The sequence below is a fragment of the Dermabacter sp. Marseille-Q3180 genome (assembly GCF_940792985.1).
Classification (GTDB): Bacteria; Actinomycetota; Actinomycetes; order Actinomycetales; family Dermabacteraceae; genus Dermabacter; species Dermabacter vaginalis.
This window is the reverse complement of the sequence record NZ_CALNWU010000004.1, coordinates 56,453-74,346: the sequence shown is the minus strand read 5'-3', so window position 1 is coordinate 74,346 and position 17,894 is coordinate 56,453. Positions and strand designations below refer to the sequence as shown.

Sequence of the window (17,894 nt, the reverse complement as noted above, 5' to 3'; positions counted from 1 at the left end):
GTCAGCGCGGATCCGCCGGGCGCAGCACGTAGCCGATGCCCCTCTTCGTATGAATCATGGGTTCACCAACCACGTCGATCTTGCGGCGAAGATACGAAATGTAGCTCTCGACGATGCCCACTTCGCCCGACCAGTCGTAATCCCACACGTGATCGAGGATTTGGGTTTTTGACACCACGCGACCCGCGTTCAGCATGAGGTAACGCAGCAGCTTGAACTCGGTGGGGGAGAGGTCGATCGGCGAATCGGCGCGCGTCACCTCGTGCGAATCCTCATCGAGGCGAAGATCGCCCACCACGAGCGCGCTTTCGCTCGGCTCGGCGACGCCCACGTGAGTGCGGCGCAGTACCGCGCGAATGCGAGCCACGACCTCTTCGAGGCTGAACGGCTTCGTCACGTAGTCATCGCCACCGACCGTGAGGCCAGCGACCTTATCCTTCGTTTCGTCACGTGCCGTGAGGAAAAGAATCGGGTAGTGGTGGCCCTTGTCGCGGAGGCGGCGGGTCACCGTGAAACCGTCGATGTCGGGCAGCATGACGTCGAGAACGATCAGATCCGGTTCGTTCTCAGTCGCCAGCTTGATGGCCTCGGCACCATTGGAGGCCGCAAACACCTCGAAGCCCGCGAAACGCAGGCTCGTGGCGAGAAGGTCGCGAATGTTCGGTTCATCGTCGACCACGAGGAGGCGTGCCTCGTAGTCCTGCTCCTGCTCCGTGTTCATGGGTCAATGGTGTAACCCGAAGGTGAAGTTTGGCTGAACGTTGCCTGTGACTTGCGGGCAGGTGTGGCGAATCAGCTACTTCTGATCGCGGCGATACTTGCGGAGCTCCCAGCCCATCTGAATCATGCGCACAGAACCGGCGAGCGCCATGATGAGCGCGCCCGCGATCGCCGCGAGCAGCATCGCCACGCCAAGCGGAAGGTTGAACTGCCACGTGAAGTACTCAAACTGCGTGGACACGTTGTTCTGAATCACGAACACGAGCAGCAGAATCAAAAGGAGCGCGCCCACGATGAGCGACGCCCACACGACGCCCATGCGTGACTTCGGCGCGGGCTGGGCAGCGTGCTGATCATTCTGAGGCGCAGCCGAGGGAGCGGCCTTCGGCGCTTGCTGGGCCTGCGAGGTGCGCTGGCGCGTGGGTGCGGCGCTGGGCGTGGCCGGCTTCGCTTGCGCGGCGGGGGCACTCGGGGCGCTCTTGGGTTCCGACGCCTGCCCGGCTCCACCGAAGCTCGGTGCCTCCGGCGCTGCCTGCGCCGAAGAGGAAGCGGTGCCAGCGCTGTTCACGCCCGCAGCGGCCGGATTTGCACGCGTGACTTCTTCAGCCTTCGCGTCGCGAAAAGAATCGGAGAAACCGTCGTATTCCTTAGAGTTCATACGTCAAGCGTACTCGCCTTGACCAAACGCGTGGTGACCGCCGTGCAAAGAACGAGTGCAGCAATGGGGCCCGGCTAGCGTCGGACCCCTCACTTAAGCGCTTGGGGCCGAACGGGTGGTTAGACGTTTCCCGGCTCCACATCGCGCGCATCGAGGATCCGGTACCCGTACCCCTGCTCCGCGAGGAAGCGCTGCCGATTCTGCGCGAAATCCTGGTCCTGCGTATCGCGCGTGACCACCGTGTAGAAGTGTGCCGTTCGCCCATCGCGCTTCGGCCGCACGATCCTGCCGAGCCGCTGTGCCTCCTCCTGACGCGAGCCGAAAGCGCCGCTCACCTGGATGAGCACGCTTGCTTCGGGAAGATCGAGCGAGAAGTTCGCGACCTTTGAGACGACAAGCAGATCGATCTCGCCCTCGCGGAACGCGGCAAAGAGTTTTTCGCGGTCCTTGAGGGAAGTGTCGCCCGTGACGACCGGCGCATCGAGCCGATTCGCGATCTCCTCGAGCTGATCAAGATATTGGCCGATCACGAGGATCCCCTCGCCCCGATGACGCACGACAAGGTGCTCAACAACGGGAAGTTTTTCGGGGCTCGCCGCCGCGAGGCGCTGCCGATCCCTCGCCTCCGCCGAGGCATACACCTTCCGCTCAGTGCTCGACATCGTGACGCGCACCTCCGTCATCTCCGCAGGGGCGATCCACCCTTGAGCCTCGATCGACTTCCACGGCGCGTCGTAACGCTTCGGGCCAATAAGCGAGAACACTTCGCCCTCGCGGCCATCCTCGCGCACGAGGGTCGCCGTGAGGCCAAGCCTGCGGCGGGCCTGCAGGTCGGCGGTCATGCGGAACACTGGGGCGGGAAGAAGATGCACCTCGTCGTAAATGATGAGGCCCCAATCGCGGGCGCTCACGAGCTCGAGATGGGGATGGATGCCGCGGCGCTTGGACGTGAGCACCTGATACGTGGCGATCGTGACCGGGCGAATCTCCTTCTTTGCGCCGCTGTACTCGCCGATTTCGCTCTCCGTGAGCGACGTGCGCTCGAGAAGCTCGCGGCGCCACTGGCGGGCGGAAACCGTGTTCGTCACGAGCACGAGACACGTGCGCTCGAGCGCCGCCATCGCGCCCGCCCCCACGGTCGTCTTCCCCGCCCCGCACGGGAGCACAACGACGCCGCTACCACCCGTCGTGAAATGCTCGACCGCCTCGCGCTGATACGGGCGAAGCTGCCACGTGCCCGGGGAATCCGTGAGCGCAATCGGGTGGCTCTCACCGTCCACAAACCCCGCGAGATCCTCGACCGGCCAGCCGAGCTTGAGGAGCTGCTGCTTGAGGGCGCCGCGCTCGCTCGGGTGTACGAGCGAGGTGGTCTCATCGATGCGTTCCCCCACGAGCGGCGCAATGCGCTTTGAGCGAAGCACCTCCGTGAGGATCGCCGGATCCTTCGCGAGGAGCACGAGGCCGTGCGCGGGCGAGCTCTGGAGGCTCAGAACACCGTAGCGGTCTATCGTGTCCGCGACGTCCACGAGTAGCGCGTGGGGAACGGGAAATCGCGAATGCGTGAGGAGGGCATCGACGACCCACTCCGCATCGAACCCCGCAGCCTTCGCGTTCCACAGCCCTAGGTTCGTGAGTCGGTAGGTGTGGACATGCTCGGGTGACTTCTCGAGTTCAGCGAACGGCGCTATCGCGGCGCGCGCCTGCTCGGCCGAAGGGTGAGCGACCTCGAGGAGGATCGACTTATCCGACTGAACGATGAGGGCGCCCGAGCCTGGGCTGCCGGCGCTAGACAACGGGGGTCGGGCGTGTGCCCTCGATGCGCGCCAACATCGACATGTAAAAGAGCGCCACAAACGGCAATGCCGCGGGGAGCAGGATCAGCCCGATGCCCGTGATCGCGAGCACGAACATCACCGCGAAGGACACGAGCGGGGCGAGGATCACGTGTGCGGGCTTCGCGAGAGCTTTATTCGCTGCTTCCTTGAATGCAGTGATGGGCCCCGCATCGCGTCCCGCGGAAAGATACGGCGCGAGCGAGAAGAAGAACAGGCACGCGAGCTGGCCGAGGAACGGGATGATGATCGAGAAGATCGAGATGACTCCGTACAGAATGGAGGTGAGGAACGTCTTCCAGTGGAAGAGACCACTGCCGATCGTAGGCTTCTCGCCCCTCGCTACGAGGCCGGCCGCCCTGTACGCCCCGCTTATCCACGCGGCCAGCGGGAGTTGAATCAGGAACATGACGAGGACGACGATGAGCACGAAAACGAGCACCGCCACAGCTTCCGCGCCGTCGTTATTACCCGATTCGGCGCCATTGGCGAGTGCGATGATCGACGCGAAATAGCCCACAAAGAAAATGGCCAGCAAGGCCGCGTACACGACTGCCCAGATGATGCCTGGAACAACGAGCGCGACCCAGTTCTTGGTGAACGCCTGCCACGCCCACGAGAACGACTTCGAGATGTCATTGCCCACGTCGGTTCCGGGAGGCGGGCCATCATAAGCGTCGCCCGAGGCGTATCCCGCATTCGGCTGCTGAGCCTGTGCCTGGAACTGGGGCTGTTCGAAATTCTGCTCTCCAGGCGCCGAGTAACGAAACGTGCCGGGGGCCGGTTCATACGGATCGGTCATGATCTCTCCTCTATTCGGCTTAGGTGCCGGGACCGTTGGCCCTCATTATTGCGTATAGGGGCTGTACACAGCACGGACTCTTAGACTGTTCTTGAACGAGCGCCACCATGCGCCACACTCACCACATACCGAAGGAGCCGCACGAGCATGGCCAACTTTGATCCCGCCCCCCACTCTGTTGCCGACATCGGCGTGACCGGCATGGCGGTCATGGGCTCGAACCTCGCCCGCAACCTCGCCCGCAACGGATTCAAAGTGGCGATCCACAACCGCTCCGTGGAAAAGACCGAGCGCGTGATCGCTGAGCATGGCCAAGACGGCGAGTTTGTACCCGCGGAAACGATGGACGAATTCGTCGCGTCGCTCCAGCGGCCGCGCGTCGCGATCATCATGGTCAAGGCCGGCAAGGCCACCGACGCCGTGATCGAAGAGCTCGCAAGTCGCATGGACGAGGGCGACATCATCGTGGACTGCGGCAACGCCCTGTTCACCGACACCCTGCGCCGCGAGCAGGAGCTTCGTGCACGCGGCCTTCACTTCGTGGGCTCGGGCGTCTCCGGCGGCGAAGAGGGCGCCCTCAACGGCCCCTCGATCATGCCCGGCGGCTCGAAGGCAAGCTACGACCGCCTCGGCCCCATGTTCGAGAAGATCTCCGCGCACGTGGACGGCGTTCCCTGCTGCACCCACGTGGGCGAGAACGGCGCCGGCCACTTCGTCAAGATGGTCCACAACGGCATCGAGTACGCCGACATGCAGGTCATCGCCGAAGCCTACGACCTCATGAGCAAGGCGCTCGGCATGAGCGCCCCCGAAATCGGCAAAGTCTTCGAGAAATGGAACGAGGGCAACCTCAACTCCTTCCTCATCGAGATCACGGCGGCCGTGCTCACCCACACCGACAACGTGACCGGCAAGCCGTTCGTGGACATCATCCTCGACCAGGCAGGCCAGAAGGGCACGGGCGCGTGGACCTCGAAGACGGCTCTCGACCTCGGCATCCCCGTCACTGGCATCGCCGAGGCGACCTTCGCGCGCTCGACCTCGGGCGGTGCGGAGCAGCGCGAAGCTGGCCGCGCTGTGCTCAAGGGCGAGACGCAGACGATTCAGATCGACGACGCTGAGCAGTTCATCAGCGACCTCCAGCAGGCGCTGTACGCCGCGAAGCTCGTGAGCTACTCGCAGGGCTTTGACGAGATCAAGGCCGGCGCGAAGGAATACGAGTGGGACATCAAGCTTGGCGACATGGCGCGCATCTGGCGCGGCGGCTGCATCATCCGCGCAGGCTTCCTCAACCGCATTACCGAGGCTTACGAACGCAATCCCGAGCTCCCGCTTCTGCTTGCCGATGAGTACTTCACTGCCGAAATTACGAAGTGCATCCCCGCGTGGCGTCGCATCGTCGCGTTTGCGGCAGCCGTCGGAATCCCGGCCCCCGTTTTCTCCTCGACCCTCGCGTATTACGACGCGGTGCGGGCCGAGCGCCTCCCCGCGGCCCTCGTGCAGGCGCAGCGTGACTACTTTGGCGCGCACACCTACCGGCGCGTGGATGCCGAGGGCACGTACCACGTGGAGTGGACGGGCGATCGCACGGAGACCCGCCAGGACTGACTTCTCTCTCCCTCCCTCCCCGAATTGCATAGGGGTTGTGGGGGTTATTCGCCGCAACGAAACCCCCACAACCCCTATGCAATTCAAGAAGAAGGTGGGCTAGGGGAGGAGCACCCGGTGAATCAGCACCGTGAACTCCTCACCCGCTTCCGCGTCCCTCGCGCGCAGCCTTCCGCCCTCGAGCGCGAGCGGCACCACGTGCAGCACGCGCGTACCTCCGCGCCCGTCGACGATCCCGATCTGTATTTCGCGCTCGTCCGCGATCGCCGCGAGTAAACGCTGCGGGACACTCACCTCGTCGAGACGACCTGCCTCAGCGGCGCGAATCCTCGTGAGTGCCTCGGAAGGCTCCACGTCGAGGGCCTGCTCGCGCGCATCAGACTCAAGCTCGAGCCCCACCGGGCCACCACGCACGGTACCGAGCGTGCGCTCATGAGCCGCCGCGCCGCTCGCCCCCGCCGCAAGAGGCGCGAGACCCGCCGCACGCGCCGAGCCCATCACGAACCCCGGATCGCCGCTCGAAATCACGACGGTCGGGGCGAGCCGCTTGAGGCCCAGCCGGCTCGCCTCCCTCGACGCCATGAGCCGATCCAGGTGCTCTTCCTCACCTGTAATGAACGAGGTCGCGGGTCCGACGGTGACCTGGCCACGCTTGCGGGCCTCATCCCGAACGAGGTAGGCCAGCACATCGGGAACGCCTGTGAGTGAAAGCGCCGCGAGCTCGTCGAGAAGAGCATCGGCGGAGCCGCCAGCGCTGAGTCCCCGCGCGATGGACTCGCCCGTCACGCGAGCCACGACTCCCGCCCCGCGCGAGGTCACGTCAGTCCACTCGAGCACTGCTGCCACTCGCGGGCCGGGAAGCCCCGGAACGGTCACGGTGAGGTCAGAATCGAGGAGCACGTGCTCAACGGGCTCCGGCAGTCGCTCGGCAAGAACAGATTCGAGATACTCGAGAGCCTCGACTTCCTCGCACGCGAGAGCCTCGAGCGCCGCGGGAGCGAGGGCGCTCGGCACACCATCCACGAGCAGCCCGAAGGCCTCCGTCTCCCGTGTGAAGGCATAGGCTTCCTCAACGATCGCCGCGCGCTGCACCGTGGGAAACGCCCACGCGAGCGACTCCGCAAGGCTCGCCGCCCTCGCCTCCCGCTCGGGATAGTCCGCGAGGTGGCGCAGCATGTGGCGCCGCCTCACCTTCACCCCTTTTCTTCCGACGCTTGCCGAGAGCGCAGCGCGCGGACTTTCGCCCGTGCGAGCCTCTCCCTCATGAAGACCATCGAGGCTCACGTCTCCGAAGCGCGTACCGGCGAGGGAGCCGAGGTAGTTGGAGCGCAGATACGCCAGGCAAAGGTCGGCCCAGCGGCGTGCCGGGGAGGCGTCGGAAAACTCCTCGAATTCGCGCGTGACCTGCCATTTCTCGCCGTCGTTGCCAATGAGCCCGCCCACCCACGCGGCGTGAATGATGCTCGTCCACGTTTCGTGGCTCGCGTGTGCGGCGGCGGCAAGGCGGCGCGCCTCTCGCAGGGGGATGCCGCCGCGCTTGAGCACCGACGGGGGGTCGGTGTGCCACGTGGCGATCGTTGCGGCGATGCGGCTTGCCTCGAGTGCGGCCTCGAGCGCTTGGGCGTCGCGAGCGCCCTCGAATCGTTCGGGTGTAGCTTCGGGGCCCGGGGTTGGGGCGTGGGCGAAAGAGCGGTGAACGACGCCGCTGCGAAGGGCGAGGTGAACAGTGCGGGGAATGAGGAGGCGCGGGCCTTCGGGCCCGTTGACCTTGGTGACGAGGCGTGCTTTGGTGAGCTGCCGTGCGAGCGAGGAATCGGGAGAGCCCGTGAGACGCGCGGGGGCGAACGCGAGAGAGTCGGCGATCTCGCGAAGTTCAGCGGGGAGGCTCTCGACTATTTCACGCGCGTCGTTCGGTGTGGGGTCGCTCGAGAGGCGAGGGGCGAGGCCTGCCGGGTGGGGGAGAGCTTCGGAGAGTGCCCGAACGGGGATCAGGGTTCGGCCGCTTTCGTCCGTGTACACGAGGGCAAGGGTCGCAAGCCGGTACACGTGAGGCGCGATCTGCTCGGTCGAGGCGTTCACGGCATGCGCGAGCTGTTCCGGGGCAACGGGTCCCGCGTACGCGGCAAAGACTTCGGCAAGCTGAAGTTCGGGAAGAACGAGACTGCCGATCGCTTTGTGGACGCTCCCGGGCTGCGCGGCTCGCGCGGCAAGTGGGCCGATCCCGTGGGGGATCGGGGAGGTGAGATCTTGGCGCGCACGCAGAAGCTCGATGAGCCGTGCATCATCGAACTCTCTCAGGGCATCGGCAAGAGTGCGGGCCATGCCTTCAGCCTATCCCCTAGGATGGAGGGGCCCTTCGGGCACGCCCCCATAGCCCAATGGCAGAGGCAGAAGACTTAAAATCTTTTCAGTGTGGGTTCGAGTCCCACTGGGGGTGCCACGCATGCAGGTCCCGCCCCGTGCATGCGCTCGCGTGATATGACGGAGGCGTGGGTTTATCACGGTCGTTGACCCACGCACTAAGCAACGGTGAAAGGGACGTGAACGGTCATGATGAGCGAAAAGATCGACGAGCTTCTTCCTCGGATCGAGGCGGCGCTCGCGCGAGGCGGGCGGTCGATGGACGACCTCCTCATTTTGCTCGCGACTAAGACGCGCACCGCGCAAGAGATTCGCGAGGCTGTGGAGCTTTTCGAGAAGCGGGGCGTCAAGGTGGATGTGGGCGAGAACCGCCAGCAGGAATTCGCGAAGCACGCCGAGCTCGAGGATCTGCACGACGCGGGCGTGATGCGCCACTACATCGGCACGATCCAGTCGAATAAGGCACGCGACATTTCGCGCTTTGCGGATCTTGTGCATTCGATCGATCGCGAGAGCGCCCTCACAAGCATCGAGAAGCGCGCGAAGAACGATGGAAAAGTGCAGCGAGTCCTCATCCAGGTGAACACCTCGGGCGAGGATTCGAAGGGCGGCTACGACCCGGATCTCGGCCTGCTCACGGAGATTGCGCAGCGCTGTGAGGAGAGCGAGTCGCTCGCCCTCGAAGGCCTCATGACGATCGGGACCAACACGGACGACGAAGTGGAGATTCGCCGCTCGCTGCGTCAGTTGAGGGAGCTTCGCGATGGGCTCGGCATCGAGGCCGTCAAGGAGCTGTCGATGGGCATGAGCAACGACCTCGAGATCGCGATCGAGGAAGGCGCCACTATTGTTCGCGTTGGTTCGGCGGTCTTCGGCCCGAGGGACTATTCTCACTAGTACATCCGGGCCCGAGGGCGCGCAGCGGATTGGCCCACCCGCCACTCCCGAAGAAGGATCCTCGTGCGCCCTACCTCCTATGACACACTGACGCCCTTCCAGCGTGCCTTCGCGCTTTTCGCCATTGCGATCGGCGGCTTCGGTATCGGCTCGAGCGAGTTCGTGTCGATGGGCATCCTGCCCGACATCGCCCACTCGCTGCTGCCAGAGCAGATGGCGGCGAATCCCGAGCACGCGATCGCGCAGGCCGGTTGGGCAGTGAGCGCCTATGCGTTCGGCGTTGTCGTGGGTGCCCCCACGGTGTCGCTTCTCGGGGTGAAGATCGCGCGGCCAAAACTCATCATGCTGCTCGCGCTCGGGCTGCTCGTGGGGTCGGTTCTTTCCGCAACGATGCCGGTCTTTGGCCTGCTTGTGCCCGCGCGTTTCCTCGCGGGTCTTCCGCATGGCGCATTTTTCGGCGTGGCCGCCCTGCTCGCTGCCGATGTCATGGGCCCCGGTAATCAGGGCAAGGGCATTGCGCTCGCCCTCATGGGCCTCACGGTCGCGAACCTTATGGGCGTGCCGCTGCTCACGGCATTCGGTCAGCAGCTTGGCTGGCGCACGGCTTACTGGATCGTCGCGGGAGTGTTTGCCCTGTCGATCCTCCTCCTGTTCCTCGCGATCCCGCCGCAAGAGGCTCCGAAGGGCCGCAGCGCGAAGGATGAGCTCGCCGCGTTCAAGCAGCCACGCATGTGGATGGTCATCGTGATTGAATGCGTGGGATTCACGAGCTTCTTCGCGATGTATGGCTACATCGCCGACGTCACGGTGAGCGTGGCGGGTATCGATAAGCACCTCATTCCCGTGATTCTTGCGCTCGCGGGCGCCGGGATGACCCTCGGCAATTGGATTGCGGGCCATCTCACTGACTGGTCGTATCGCGCGAGCCTGTTCATTGTGCTCCCGATTTTCATCGTGATGTTCATCGTGCTCATTGCACTCCGCGAGAATCCCGTGGGCTTCGGCATCGGCGTGTTCCTCGTGAGCGCCACGAGCTCGATCACGAGCCCTCTCATGCAGGCCTGGCTCATGACGAATGCCGGCAAATCCGTCACCCTCGCCGCTGCCTCGCACCACGGTGCGTTCAACGTCGCAAACTCCCTCGGCGTGATGTTCGGCGGTTTCGTTTTAAGTGCCGGCCTTGGCTTTTCCTCGGTGCTCTCCCTCGCCGGTGGCCTCGCCCTGTTCGGCATGGTGGTCACGTTCGCGGGCCTGTGGATCGACCGCGACGGTGTGCACGACATCAATGCGCTCAATGAGGAGAGCGAGGATCAGACTTTCGGAGTGAGCATTCTGCGCACGGAAACGGGGGAGATGCTCGCGATCGCGGCGGGTGCGGGCGGCGAGAGCGTTGCGCTCGAGGCCGACGACTCCTATCTGGAATCGCACCACCGCAAGGAATAGCGCGTCCCTGAAAGTCGTTGAAAGAGGTGTAACTAGACTGTGGGCTCGTAGTGATGCCCTCGAGAAAAGGACACCCCGTGGCGAGAAACAACGGAATTTTGAAGAACAGCCCGGCTTTCAGCAATTCGGGCGGATACGCTCCCGCTCCCGAGTACAACCAGGCACCGGGCGCCCAGCAGCAGTGGGGCCAGCCCCAGCAGCAGGCTCCGCAGTACCAGGCACCCCAGTATCAGCAGGAGAACTACAGCCAGGCTGACCTCGAGGCGATGTACAACCGCCCGGCCGCCACAGGCTTTGACACGGGCCGTATGACGTGGCGCAACACGATGAACGCGATTACGGCGACCTTCGGCGTGATCATCGCCGTGGCGTTTGTGGTCATGATGCTCCCCACCGTTGCCTCTCTCGTGATCGGCACGGAAGAAGGCCGCCAGATTGGCTTCGCCCTCTCGTCGATCCTTGCGATCGTGGGCGCGATCGGCTCGTTCGTGGCCGTCATTGTGAATGCGTTTAAGAAGCAGCCGAGCATGATCGTCACGCTTGCCTACGCCTTCTTTGAAGGTCTTCTGCTCGGTGGCATCAGCGTGTACTTCGAGAGCGTGTACCCCGGCATTGTGTTCCAGGCCGTGATCGCGACGCTGGCCGTCGCCGGCGCGATTGCTGTGCTGTTCCGCATGGGTAAGCTGCGCACGAGCCCGAAGCTCACGAAGATCTTCTTCGTCGCGTTCGGCGCCTATTTCGTCTTCACGCTCGTGAACCTCGTGCTGGTTCTTCTCGGCGTCACGAATATGCGCACGGGCATGCTCGGAATCGTCATTGGCCTCGTCGCCGTGGCCCTCGCGAGCTACAGCCTCGTGATGGATCTTGAGCAGGTCAAGAACGGGATCGACAACGGTGCCCCGAAGGCGTTCGCCTGGACGGCGGCGCTCGGCCTCGCCGTGACGGTCGTGTGGATGTACACGGAGATCCTCCGCATCCTCGCGATCCTGCGCGACAACTGACCGCGCACAACAGGAAACGGCCCGGGCCCCGCGAGGGGCTCGGGCCGACATCATTTTTGGAGTGTCGAGGATCCGACGCCTACTCGGTGACCTCGAGCGAGGCGATTGCTTCCTCGAGACCTTTCACGTGGTCGGGGTGATCGGCGGCAACGTCGGACACGAGGGCGCTCGGCCCCTTCGGGGTTTCCACGACAATCGCCGTGACGATTGACGCGTCCGTCGTTTCAAGAGGCATACTCTGGCTGTTCTCGTCGAAGCCGTAGGTGGCTTGGACGATCCACGCGGGGTAGCCATCGACCGTGAGCGACTCGCTCTTGTAGTTGGTCACGGTGGGGTTCTTGCCGAACTGCTCAACGACATTAAAGTGGGTCGCGTAGCACTGGAACATCGTGACGGCCATCTGCTCGGTGCCGGGGTATGCGCCCTCGATATCTTCCTGCCATTGAACGCGACCAACGGTCACAACGCTGTACCAAAACGACTCGACCTGCTTCGCGTAAGCGCCCGTGTCATAGAGGTAGGGCACGTTCTCGTTCTGGTACCACGGCGCGTCCCATCCTTTGGGCGTCGTGAATTGAAGCCCGCCGCCCTTGATCCTGCTGCCACGTTGGTCGCGTGACACCGTTGGTTTCGTGGACATGAGGCACTGGCTGGTGGGTGCCTCGGTGAAGATCTCGGGTGGCGGCTCGTTCGGGGCTGCCGGCGTTGGCTGCTCTTCCTTTTTGTTCGGGTCGCCCGTGGTGTTGACGCCAACCGTGGAGTCGTGCCCCGCGAGGGGTTCTTGTTCGATGCTGCGCATGGCGACTTGTGAAACGAACAAACCGAGTGCGGCAATGAGTGCGATGCCGCCAATCACCACACCGATGACGACCTTGCGAGAGTTGCTTCCCTCATCGCCGTCGTGCATCTGCGCATTGAGTGCAGCGCCAGATTCGGCGCCGAATGATGATTCGCCGGGAGCGCCAGAGGCGTCGGACCCCTGCCCGCCCATGCCGGCCGAGCCTGCGGAAAAATCGGGGAGCCGGGGCTCCGCGGAGCCTTCTGAGCCGGGGCCCTCGTGATCGGGTGTGCTCACGCGCGTCCCTTTCCTTTTCGCCGAGCGTTGTCGTGTGTGCCCTTATTCTCACACCCCGCGCCCATAGGAACATTCAGAAGGCGTCGACCCAGGTCGCGATAGGGTTGAGCAATGTGACTCGGGGTGCCCCGGGCCCAATCGTGGGCCGCGAGGGCTGAGATCAAACCCGTCGAACCTGCTCTGGAAACCTACCTGCGAAGGGATGTCACTCGTGACACAGCCGTACTCTGCTGGAATCGAAAAAGCCGTGAGCGCCGCGCGCGAGACCACGCCGCTCGTGCACTGCATGACCAATACGGTCGTTCAAAACATCACCGCGAACGTGCTGCTCGCAGCGGGCCAGGCCCCCGCGATGGTCGATCATCCCGGAGAGGCCGCGACGTTCGCGCAAATTGCGAGTGGCGTGCTTCTCAATACAGGAACGGTCGCGCCGCACCAGGTTGAGTCGATGCCACTTGCCGCCGAAGCTGCGGTAAAGGCCGGTGTTCCGTGGGTTCTCGACCCGGTCGCGATCGGCGCCCTGGAAGTGCGCACCGCTCTCGCGCATCGCCTCCTCGAGCTCGCCCCTACGGCGATCCGCGGTAACGCCTCGGAAATTTCCGCGCTCGCGGGCCTCGGCGCCGGTGGGCGAGGCGTGGATGCGACCGACTCCGTCGAGGAATCCTTGCCGGCTGCCGCGTCCCTTGCGGAGCGCACGGGCGCGGTTGTCGCCGTGTCGGGCAAGCGCGACCTGATCGTGTGGGATCGCGATGGCGAGACGCGTGCGCTCTGGCTCGAATCGGGCCACGACCTTATGCCGCGCGTGATCGGTACGGGCTGCGCGCTCGGCGCCACGATGGCTGGTTATGTCAGCATCGCTCCCGCACTCGAGTCTCTTTTTTCCGACGCCGCCTTCGCCCCCATCGATGCGAAGGCTCTCGCGGTGCTGACTGCCCATGCACACTTCGGCGCGGCCGGTCAGCTTGCAGGTGAGCGCGCGGAGCGCCCCGGCTCGTTCGCGGTCGCCTGGATCGATGCCCTTGATGAGCTCAGCGGCGCCGACATAGCCTCGCGCGTGAACGTGACAGAGGCGTCGGCGTGAGTGTTTCCGCTTCGCGCGAGCGCGCGGCGAAAGCCGATTGGGCGCTCTACTTCGTGACAGATTCGGCGATGGCGGGCGGTGCCGAGAAGGTTCCCGCCCAGGTATCCGAGGCGATCGAGGGCGGCGCCCACGTGATCCAGGTGCGCGATAAGAACCTCGATGATGCCGCTTACCTCGAGCTCGCGCGCCGGGTGCGCGATGTTGCCCGCGAGGTGGGTGAGCAGCACGGCCGCGACATCATCGTCATCGCGAATGACCGTGTGGAGGCGGCACGCGAGCTTGGCCTCGACGTTCACGTGGGACAGGGCGACATGCCGGCCTCTCAGGTGCGTGGGCTCCTCGGCGCCGAGGCGATCATTGGCGTGAGCGTGTCGAACGCCGAACAGCTCGAGAGCGTGATCGCCGAGGGCTTCGCCGATGTCGTGGGGATCGGCCCGATCTGGAATACCGCGACGAAGACCGATACCGACCCGGCCGTGGGGCTCGAGGGCCTCGCCGCTCTCACCGCGCGTGCACATGAAGCCGGTATCGTGGCGGTCGCGATCGGTGGCATTTCGATCCGCAATGCTGGCGAGGTTGCGGCGACGGGTTGCGACGGCATTTGCGTCGTCTCGGCGATCGCCGCCTCTGACGATCCAGCGACTTCGGCGACCTTCCTTCGCCGCGAATTCGTGATGAACCAGCCACTGTAGTTTCATATCGCTCTAAACAGCGAGCTTTTTCGAGGAGGAAAATCCCATGCGCCCACCCATTGCCCTCACGATTGCCGGAAGCGACCCCAGCGGTGGCGCAGGCATCCAGGCCGATCTCAAGACCTTCACGGCACTTGGAACCTATGGCTGCGCCGTTATCACGTCACTCACCGCGCAAAATACGCAGGGCGTCGACGGTGTGTTCACGCCGCCCGCGTCGTTTGTGCGCGATCAGCTCACGACCCTGCTCGACGATGTGTACGTTGACGCGACGAAAATCGGCATGATCCCGAACGCGGAGATCGCCGGGGTGATCGCCGATGTCATCGAGGAACGGCGGAGCGATTTCGGCAAGATCGTTCTCGACCCTGTCATGGTTGCGACCTCGGGTGACATGCTCATGGGCGAGGATGCAATGTCGATTCTCCATGATCGCTTGCTTCCGCTCGCCGACGTGCTCACTCCCAATATTCCCGAAGCGGCCCTCCTGCTTGGTGAAAATCCGGCAACCGACGAGGCCGAAATGAAGGAGCAGGGCCTCAAGCTCATTAACCGCGGCCCGAAATCCGTGCTCGTCAAGGGAGGCCACCTTCGCGGCTCCGCACTCGTGGATGTGTTTGTGCAGCTCGGCAATGTCGTGGACGTGCTCACAGGCGACATGATCAACACCCGCAACACTCACGGCACGGGCTGCACGCTCTCTTCCGCGATCGCCGCACAATACGCACGCGTCGCGGGCGGTGCTGACGCAACGGACATCGGCGTTGTGGCGAGTGCACGCGAATTCCTCCAGAGCGCGATCCTCCACGCGAAGGAGTGGGAGATCTCGAAGTCGCCCGAAAGTGGCCACGGCCCCACGAACCATCTCATTACCGTTCAGGGAGTTTAACCATGGCGCTCATCGAACCCGCAGGCGCTCACACCGCCCGAATGTGGGAGGCTACCGCCGATATCCGCGCGCGCATCGACGCCCTGCCGTTTCTCACTGAACTCGGCGCCGGCACGCTTGACCCGGAAAAATTCACGTTCTACATCCAGCAGGACGCGCAATACCTCGTGGCCTACCAAAAGTCGATGACGACCCTCGCGGGCAAAGCACCCGGTGCGGATGAGCTTCGCTTTTGGGCGCAGTCAGCCGTCGGCGCCGTTGCCGAAGAAAAGGCGATGCAAGAAGAGCTGTTCACGAACGACACGCTCGCCGCGCATCGCGTTGAAGGACTCGGCATGAGCCTCCATACCGCTGCCTACAGCAACTTCCTGCTCGCAAGCGCCACCTACGACACGTACGCGGTGGCCGCCGCGGCCGTGCTTCCGTGTTACTGGATCTATGCCGAAGCGGGCGTGGCCGTGCTCGAGGCGAGTAAGGGCGCGCTCGAGGGGCACCCCTACGGCACGTGGGTCGAGGCGTATGCAGACGACTCCTTCACGAGAATCGCGCGCAAAGCCGTGCAGATCGTGGAAGAAGCGTGCGAGGCCTCGGGCGTGGCCGAACGCGAACGCGCCATCGAAGCGTTCCGCCAGGCCACCCGCTTCGAGGAACTGTTCTGGACGCAGCCCATGGACGATCCGGCAGATCGCATTCTCATTTGAGGCGCGGCGTTTAGGCTTGATCCAGAACTGAACACCGCCGTGGGAAAGAGGAGACTCCATGAGTGACCCGCATCTGTGGCTCGAAGACATCACCGGCGAGAAGCAGCTCGCGTGGGTGCGTGAACGCAACGCCCGCACCGAGGCCGAGCTCGACGCCGATCCACTCACCGCCGAACTCGAAGCGGAGATCCTCGAGATTCTCAACGCGAGCGATCGCATTCCCAGCGTTTCTAAGCGCGGCGACTTCCTCTACAACTTTTGGACAGACGCCGAGCATGAGCGCGGTGTGTGGCGCCGCACAACTCTCGAGTCTTACCGAACCGAGAACCCCGAATGGGAAACCCTTATTGACGTTGATGCGCTCAACGACGCCGAGGGGGAGGACTGGGTGTGGCACGGCGCCCACGCGCTGCGTCCCGCCGAGGGAGAGCCGTATCGCCGCTTCCTCGTGAGCCTCTCGCACGGGGGAAGTGATGCCGACGTCACCCGCGAGTGGGATCTCGAGACCCGCAGTTTCGTGCCGGAAAGCGAAGGCGGCTTCGTGCGGCCCGAAGCGCGCGGCTTCGTCTCATGGATCGACGAGAACACGCTGTGGGTCGGCACGGACTTCGGTGAAGGGACAACGAGCAATGCCGGCCATCCGCTCCAGGCGCGTATCTGGCATCGTGGAACTGCCCTTTCTGATGCCGAACTTGTCTTCTCGGGCGAGCCTAGTGACATGGTCGTCTACGCTTCGCACGACCAAACGCCTGGGTTTGAGCGTGACTGGGTCACGGTCATGCACACCTTCTACACGTCGACTACGTACGCCGTGAGTCGCGAAGGCGACGAGTTTCAGCTCCTCAAGGTTGACGTCCCTAGCGACATCGACGTCAATGCCCATCGCGATCTCGCGATTCTGAGGCCTCGCAACGATTGGGATACGGGGGAGCGCACCTACGCCGCGGGCAGCCTGCTCGCGTGCGACTTCGACGCGTTCATGGCGGGAAGCCGTGACTTCGACGTGCTTTTCGATCCCACCCCAACGACGTCGCTCGATGGCCTCACCATTACGAAGGACTACCTCGTTGTGACCGTCCTCGACGACGTCAAACATCGCCTCGACGTTCACTACCGAACCGGCGACGGCACGTGGGTGCGCGAGGACCTCTACCCGGAACTCACGGGCTCGCTCTACGTGGCCGCCGTCGATTCCGACGAGAACAACGACGTGTGGATCACCCGCAACGACTTCCACCTGCCCGCAACCCTCTGCCTCGCGAGCCTTGACGGGATCCGAGAGGGCAGCGGCGCGGGCGAGATCGAGACGATCAAAACGACGCCCGAACGCTTCGACGCGAGCGACGTCACCGTTACCCAGCATTTCGTTGACAGTGCAGACGGCACGCGCATCCCGTACTTTGAGATCGCGAAGGCTGAGGCCACCGTCGGCCCTCGCCCCACCCTGCTGTATGGCTACGGCGGTTTCGAAATATCGCTGACCCCGGTCTACCTCGGCGCGACAGGTAAGGCGTGGATCGAACGCGGCGGCGTGTACGTGCTCGCGAACATTCGAGGTGGCGGCGAATACGGGCCCGCATGGCACCAAGCGGGACTCAAAGACAACCGCCACCGGGTCTATGAAGACTTCTCGAGCGTGGCGCGCGACCTCATCGATCGTGGTGTGACCGACGCGAAGCACCTCGCCGTGCGCGGCGGCTCCAACGGCGGCCTGCTCACCGGCAACATGCTCACGCAGTACCCCGAGCTGTTCGGCGCCGTCGTAATCCAGGTGCCGCTTTTGGACATGAAGCGCTACTCGCACCTTCTCGCGGGCGCGAGCTGGATGGCCGAATACGGCGACCCCGACACCGACGACTGGGACTTCATCAAGACCTTCAGCCCGTACCACCTGCTGCGCGATGACGTCGAGTACCCGCCCACCTTCGTGCTCACCTCGACCCGCGACGACCGCGTACACCCCGGCCACGCCCGCAAATTCACGGCCGCGCTCGAGGAGCTCGGCGCTCCCGTCAAGTATTGGGAAAACATCGAAGGCGGGCACGGCGGCGCCGCATCCAACGCGCAAGCGGCACGCATGAACGCACTGGTCCACGCCTTTTTGTGGGCAACCGTCGGAAAGAAATAAACCGAG

15 protein-coding genes and 1 tRNA gene are annotated in these 17,894 nt (G+C 64.2%); 10 read left to right on the top strand and 6 right to left on the bottom strand.

Features of this window, described 5'->3' with window-relative positions; all coding sequences use genetic code 11:
• Position 1: 1 nt before the first annotated feature.
• From NBW56_RS09495 to NBW56_RS09480, 4 genes are all read right to left on the bottom strand, one after another.
• On the bottom strand, positions 2-721 hold the full coding sequence (locus tag NBW56_RS09495; protein WP_016663830.1) for a response regulator transcription factor: 720 nt from the start codon (positions 719-721) through the stop codon (positions 2-4).
• A 75-nt stretch (positions 722-796) separates the two neighbouring features.
• The gene (locus tag NBW56_RS09490) at positions 797-1,378 is read right to left on the bottom strand and encodes a LapA family protein (RefSeq protein WP_349815710.1); all 582 of its coding nucleotides are present in this window, start codon (positions 1,376-1,378) and stop codon (positions 797-799) included.
• Positions 1,379-1,497: 119 nt separating this feature from the next.
• Positions 1,498-3,171: a DNA repair helicase XPB gene (locus tag NBW56_RS09485; RefSeq protein ID WP_250259005.1), complete on the bottom strand. Its 1,674-nt coding sequence runs from the start codon at positions 3,169-3,171 to the stop codon at positions 1,498-1,500.
• On the bottom strand, positions 3,164-4,012 hold the full coding sequence (locus tag NBW56_RS09480; protein WP_250259004.1) for a hypothetical protein: 849 nt from the start codon (positions 4,010-4,012) through the stop codon (positions 3,164-3,166). Before NBW56_RS09480 ends, NBW56_RS09485 begins: the two co-directional genes overlap by 8 nt.
• 147 nt (positions 4,013-4,159) lie before the next feature.
• Between NBW56_RS09480 and gnd the strand changes: the two genes are divergently transcribed.
• Positions 4,160-5,620 carry an NADP-dependent phosphogluconate dehydrogenase gene (gnd, locus tag NBW56_RS09475; protein WP_250259002.1) on the top strand — a complete coding sequence of 487 codons (1,461 nt, stop codon included), beginning with the start codon at positions 4,160-4,162 and terminating at the stop codon, positions 5,618-5,620.
• A gap of 99 nt (positions 5,621-5,719) precedes the next feature.
• On the opposite strand, the gene NBW56_RS09470 is transcribed toward gnd, so the two are convergent.
• A complete protein-coding gene (locus tag NBW56_RS09470) occupies positions 5,720-7,942 on the bottom strand; it encodes a helicase-associated domain-containing protein (RefSeq protein ID WP_250259000.1) in 2,223 nt (740 codons plus the stop codon).
• 42 nt (positions 7,943-7,984) lie between these two features.
• On the opposite strand from NBW56_RS09470, the gene NBW56_RS09465 reads away from it, so the two are divergent.
• The 4 genes from NBW56_RS09465 to NBW56_RS09450 all read left to right on the top strand — a co-directional run bounded on the left by NBW56_RS09465 (position 7,985) and on the right by NBW56_RS09450 (position 11,322).
• A tRNA-Leu gene (locus NBW56_RS09465) sits at positions 7,985-8,060 on the top strand.
• A gap of 110 nt (positions 8,061-8,170) precedes the next feature.
• Positions 8,171-8,878: a YggS family pyridoxal phosphate-dependent enzyme gene (locus NBW56_RS09460; RefSeq protein ID WP_250258998.1), complete on the top strand. Its 708-nt coding sequence runs from the start codon at positions 8,171-8,173 to the stop codon at positions 8,876-8,878.
• A 63-nt stretch (positions 8,879-8,941) separates the two neighbouring features.
• Entirely contained in the window at positions 8,942-10,321 is a 1,380-nt protein-coding gene (locus NBW56_RS09455) for an MFS transporter (RefSeq protein ID WP_250258996.1), read from the top strand.
• Between the two features lie 77 nt (positions 10,322-10,398).
• On the top strand, positions 10,399-11,322 hold the full coding sequence (locus tag NBW56_RS09450; RefSeq protein WP_250258994.1) for a Bax inhibitor-1/YccA family protein: 924 nt from the start codon (positions 10,399-10,401) through the stop codon (positions 11,320-11,322).
• A 79-nt stretch (positions 11,323-11,401) separates the two neighbouring features.
• Here NBW56_RS09450 and NBW56_RS09445 read toward each other — a convergent pair whose 3' ends face one another.
• Positions 11,402-12,397, bottom strand: coding sequence for a hypothetical protein (locus tag NBW56_RS09445; RefSeq protein WP_250258992.1), 996 nt, complete (start codon positions 12,395-12,397; stop codon positions 11,402-11,404).
• A 202-nt stretch (positions 12,398-12,599) separates the two neighbouring features.
• Between NBW56_RS09445 and thiM the strand changes: the two genes are divergently transcribed.
• The 5 genes from thiM to NBW56_RS09420 are packed head-to-tail and all read left to right on the top strand — an operon-like array spanning position 12,600 to position 17,888.
• On the top strand, positions 12,600-13,478 hold the full coding sequence (thiM, locus tag NBW56_RS09440) for a hydroxyethylthiazole kinase (protein WP_502799335.1): 879 nt from the start codon (positions 12,600-12,602) through the stop codon (positions 13,476-13,478).
• On the top strand, positions 13,475-14,170 hold the full coding sequence (thiE, locus tag NBW56_RS09435; protein WP_250258988.1) for a thiamine phosphate synthase: 696 nt from the start codon (positions 13,475-13,477) through the stop codon (positions 14,168-14,170). The genes thiM and thiE overlap by 4 nt, the downstream gene beginning before the upstream one ends.
• Before the next feature lie 46 nt (positions 14,171-14,216).
• Positions 14,217-15,059 carry a bifunctional hydroxymethylpyrimidine kinase/phosphomethylpyrimidine kinase gene (gene thiD / locus NBW56_RS09430; RefSeq protein ID WP_250258986.1) on the top strand — a complete coding sequence of 281 codons (843 nt, stop codon included), beginning with the start codon at positions 14,217-14,219 and terminating at the stop codon, positions 15,057-15,059.
• Positions 15,060-15,061: 2 nt separating this feature from the next.
• Complete coding sequence (locus tag NBW56_RS09425) at positions 15,062-15,760, top strand: TenA family protein (protein ID WP_250258984.1); 699 nt, start codon at positions 15,062-15,064, stop codon at positions 15,758-15,760.
• Between the two features lie 58 nt (positions 15,761-15,818).
• Complete coding sequence (locus tag NBW56_RS09420) at positions 15,819-17,888, top strand: prolyl oligopeptidase family serine peptidase (RefSeq protein ID WP_250258982.1); 2,070 nt, start codon at positions 15,819-15,821, stop codon at positions 17,886-17,888.
• Positions 17,889-17,894 lie beyond the last annotated feature (6 nt).